Genomic DNA, 2,737 nt, shown 5'->3' on the forward strand with positions numbered 1-2,737 from the left:
GTTAACACGTCATCAACATGTCCACTTTCAAGTGGTTTATCACTACCAACTGTACGATAAAATTGAGAGCGTACTTCTTTTGCCGCCCAGTATAGACGTTTAATTTTCTCTTCGCTAACTTTATCCCCAGCTTTAAAGACAATTGCTCCATCATCAAACGTATACGTTTTCGGTAAATATTTCTTTTTACCCTCTTCTCGAATTTGATCTAAATTCACAGTTTTTCCGTTCGCATCTAATCCGCCATAATTTGTAGTAATTTGTTCTGCTGCAACAAAGTATTGCTCTCCTAAAAATGGATAAATTCGCATTGCATCTGTAACAACTTGTTGTCCTTTTGTTGGCGTACTATGAAGCTTTCCTAATCGACCAGCATAGTAAATTCCGTTATTAATTAACCATCCATTTTTATCTGATACAGTACCAATTAGTGCGAAACGACTTACTTCATTAATAAAGTTATCGATATTTCGATACCACATCGTATCTTTCGGCTCTTTTCCAGTCGTGTACATATCCGTCTGAATATCAAAGTCAATTCCCTTCATCAACTCATATATAGCGTCTCCTTTTGTTCGGTCTTCAATGAAAGTTGCAATGTTATCGTTATATTGTTTAAAAATTTCGCCTGCATATAAAACCGTTTCAACATCAGCCGATGCATTTCCAATTAATTTTCCATATGATGAAATAACTTTATTTTGTTCTGATGTACCAAGTTTAAAATTCGGATTTTTTGCAATTGTTTTTAAAGCCGGTAAACATTTATCATGGTAGCTACGCTCATTTAGTTTGCTTAATTCATCATGGTAAAAACCTAAATAAAATGCTGCACGTAGAGCTTCTACTAATGTTTCAATCCCTTTTGAATCATCTTTCGTATAAGCTTGTCCTTGTTCTGCTAGTTTATTAATAATCGCTTGCATTCGGCTATCATCTTGATAGAATTTGAGACTATCACTATTAAACTGAAATAATTCCGGAATTTGATACCAATTAATTGTCACAAGAAGATCAGTTAATTGTTTGTTACTTAATTGATTTAACTCAGCCATCGAATACTTTTTTTCTTCAGCTAACGGTTTAACATCCTCGTTTGGTGCTAGCGGACGCTGCGATAAATCCGATAACTTTAACCGTTTTGTAAAAGATGCATTTTCTTGTACTTTTGAAGAGTGTGCCAACTCATCAACGGATTTCTGTATGCCTACCGGCTCCATTTGTAATACGTTCTTCACATTTTTTTCTTTTGTCTCTGCTTGAATTTGTAAACCATTGCATGATATTGTCACTAGTCCAACACCAAGAATCAACTTAGAAAATTTCGAATATTTAACCATACTATTACCCCCTAATAATTTAAAAGAAAATTCTGAATTTTAAAATCAGAACATACTTATTTGTATGTACTTATTTGTATGTACTTACAGTTCCGCTATAAATACAAGTATGATCAATGATGCAATAGTAGCTTGTTTTATACTATTACGAATACAGATTCCTTAAATACAATTCCCCTTCCTTAAATTTAATACAAGCAAAAACTGTGCCAATGCTATTTCTTATGAATAGCCAACATTCTTTTATTAATACTGTAGAATAAAATATACATAGATGTTTCAGCAATGTATAAATATTTTGACACAAACTCCTCTTTTTACGATGAAGGATTCGTTGGAAATTATTTTTGCATTAGCCAGCAAATAGTTTTCAACTAACCCCATTCAAAAAGGTAAATAAACATATTACAAAGGATAATATGTTTACTTACCTTTTCCTATTTTATATAGATAACAAGCTATCTGTTGATAAAAACAACGTTAATTAGCATTTTGTTACATCAGTTCATATTATGATACTCATTTCTCTTTTTCAGATAATCCTTTTCACATTGTAACGGTTTGTATTCCACCATTTTCCCTTGCTTCTTTTTCGTTTCGGTAACAACCCATTCCCCTTTTTCAAGTTCAAGATGTTTTATTACATTTGTATCGTCTATTTCTTTATAAAGTAAAAATGCTTCAAGCGGCTTTACAAACAGCCTAGGCTCTCCTCTATATCCACCACTTTCAAAAACTTTAGTTAACGAATTATAATAAGTATCATCAACCCGGCCACCATACATGAAGTGTGCAGCTTCTAAATCTCTTTTATCAACTTCCCAAAAGCTATTTTCATCAAAATTCAAATTAAACGTGGATCTAATATCCCTCATTATATTTTTCACATACTTTTCATCTCGAGTTTTTCTTTCTTCGAGACAATCCGAAGATAAGCTTGGTGCATCTGATTGGGAATGTACAACGTGTTGAATAGATACACATAAAACAAATACGCTTAAAATATACAATAGTTTTTTCATATATACGTATCACCTCAAATGATCTAGATACTATATTATTTGAGGCTTAAGATATTCTTATGCTAGGAATGTGAAAGGTCCTATAAAATAGACTTTTTATAGGACCTTTCCTTTTAATATTGATTTATCAGTTTCATCGGCGAAGCGAGTACCCTACTACTTTTCACATCATATAATCCTATAGGCGTTACCCGTATAAAAGGCAAGTGMGTCGCAGAAAAGAATAAAATCGTAAATGCTGGATCGTTATAGGCATATCCTCGCTCTTGTAGTAATTTCACCATTTTTTTCTCTTTATGTATTAATTCGCTCATTTTTAAATCGGACATAATCCCGAGCAACGGTAATGCAATTTCGTGTAACACTTCATTTCTT

General features: G+C 32.6%; 3 protein-coding genes. All 3 read right to left on the reverse strand.

What is annotated here, in order from left to right; all coding sequences use genetic code 11:
* On the reverse strand, positions 1-1,340 hold a 1,340-nt coding region (locus AC1DTM_RS21980; RefSeq protein WP_477000870.1), incomplete at its 3' end, for a M9 family metallopeptidase N-terminal domain-containing protein.
* Between the two features lie 500 nt (positions 1,341-1,840).
* Positions 1,841-2,362 (reverse strand): hypothetical protein, encoded by a 522-nt coding sequence (locus AC1DTM_RS21985; protein ID WP_016105222.1) that lies wholly within the window; start codon positions 2,360-2,362, stop codon positions 1,841-1,843.
* Positions 2,363-2,475: 113 nt separating this feature from the next.
* Positions 2,476-2,737 (reverse strand): adenine deaminase C-terminal domain-containing protein (locus tag AC1DTM_RS21990; RefSeq protein ID WP_477000871.1); only part of this gene is annotated, 262 nt, incomplete at its 5' end.

The organism is Bacillus sp. P4_D3, assembly GCF_056401855.1.